We start from the raw sequence: 1,952 nt of genomic DNA, 5'->3' as shown, positions 1-1,952 counted from the left end.
GGCGGTGCCGTGCCTAGGAAACCGATAAAACCGTTGAAAACCACCGTCAAAAACTTTCCAGCGATTCGAGTCGTCGGTATCATGCACTAGCGATGCGTGGCGGAAGATTCGCTGCCGATTGATCCCCTTGCCGATTTACACGCTGACCCTCTCTCCGAAGGACTGATATCCATGCCGCTATTCGAGGTTGAAACCAACTCTCATATCATCATCACGTGGGCCGAAGATGAAAAGGCGGCTCGGTCCGTGGTTGCGGACGCGTACCCCTACGATGAAATCGCTCGCTTGACGAAACGGCCTCGTGATACGTGGGTGATTAGCAAAGGGGTGCTCGGGCTAACCTCCCCAGATCTGAGTCCATGTGCAGTGGCCCGCGAATGTTTGAGCCGTTCATCGGGGGACAAAGTCAATGCGATTCGTTTGTACCGGATGGAAACCGGCAGCGATCTGGAACACGCGCGTAAGGCGATTGAGTCCAATATGGTCATGGGGTGGTAGATCCGCCTGATCGTATTGCATTCCCTCTCTTTCGCTTGGCAGACTTTTTCATGCTGCGTTTTCCACTCTTGTTGGCCCTTTTGTGCAGCACGCTGATCGTGGGCTGCGATGGATGTCGTTCAACCCCCAGCGATGAAGACGAAGAAAAGAAAAAGGCGGCACTGCCCGATTTTACTTCCTTGCCCGCTCAGGCATTTCCTGCTGATCGCACGCCGATTGGTGGCGGGGTTAAACCCGGCCACTGGTTCTCGGCCTCGGAGATACTCAAAAGCAACCGCGAGGACGTCCGCGGCCAATTAGAAAGCCGGGCAAGAATCGGCAGAGTATCAAGGCCCGATTCTCAAACGTCTCGGAATCCACTGGTCAACGTTCGCCCAATCGTGCTGCCCAAGGGGCAACAACGACGATTTGATTATCGAAATCTCGCCCCGCTGCCGAGTGGCGATTCCAAGAATGTCTTCCTTTCGAGTCAATTGTTTTCCGGCGGGCGAGGGCTGGTGTACGATTCACAGCCCGATATGTTTCAGTTCCTCGCCCAGGAAGAGTATTTCTTTGTCATTTTGACGAATCGCCCACAACGATTCGCAAAGCTGATCGGCGCCGATTGGCAGCGTCCGTATCGATCGGAGTCTGAATTCGCAAACAAGGCTGCAAACTATCGCATCGTGATCCCCGACACTGACGAGGTGTTGCCGATCGCGGAAACGATGCTCGATTGGACCAGCACCGCTGTGGTGCTGTGGGACGACATCTCGGCGGATTCACTGACGCCGGGACAAACCATGGCTCTTGCCGACTGGATCCATTTTGGTGGTCAATTGATCGTGAATGGGGCAGATGGCTCGGATGCAATCGTAGACTCGCCGCTCGTTGATCTGCTGCCGCTGTATCCGCGTGCGAATATCGAACTCGCTCCGGAATCCGCCGCGGAATTGTTGCAGGAATGGTCCGTCAAGAGTGATCGATCGACGGAAGCACAAACGGCACTACTGCAGAGCGAAACCGCGCGGGTCGCCGTCGACGGAAACCTTGCGGCTGACGCCAATGATGTCGCCGGAACCGGCAATCTGATCTTGCAACGTCGAGTCGGACGTGGTCGTGTCGTGCAATCGCGATTTGATCTGATGAGTGATTGGATTTCAAACTGGGATTCTTACAACAGTTTTTTTAATGCCGTGATCTTGCAGCGTCCACGACGTCAGTTCGTCGAGATTGATGCGGAGTATTTGCTGAAGCACCAATACGCCGATTTTCAGCGGTACGATGCCGATCCTACGATGAATACCACGTTTCGTATCGCCGCTCGCGATGCGTTGCTCGACTACAGCGTGTCCGCTGAAACCGTGTCCGCTGAAACCTCGCTCGCTCGAAACGGGATTGCGGTCGCGACGACCGAGGCAGGTTCGACACAGCCAGCGACACTACTGCCGGCAACACTAAGTCCTGAATCGGAC

1 protein-coding gene and 1 pseudogene are annotated in these 1,952 nt (G+C 55.1%); both read left to right on the top strand.

From position 1 onward, the window contains the following. The first annotated feature begins 171 nt into the window (after positions 1-171). The gene (locus tag RMSM_RS36200; protein ID WP_040771478.1) at positions 172-498 is read left to right on the top strand and encodes a DUF6793 family protein; all 327 of its coding nucleotides are present in this window, start codon (positions 172-174) and stop codon (positions 496-498) included. A gap of 50 nt (positions 499-548) precedes the next feature. Beyond that, positions 549-1,952: pseudogene (locus tag RMSM_RS36195) on the top strand (hypothetical protein); the annotation flags it as partial.

This window comes from Rhodopirellula maiorica SM1 (assembly GCF_000346295.1).
GTDB classification, from domain to species: Bacteria; Planctomycetota; Planctomycetia; order Pirellulales; family Pirellulaceae; genus Novipirellula; species Novipirellula maiorica.
The sequence above is the reverse complement of the archived record's forward strand: the minus strand, read 5'-3'. Positions and strand labels throughout refer to the sequence as shown.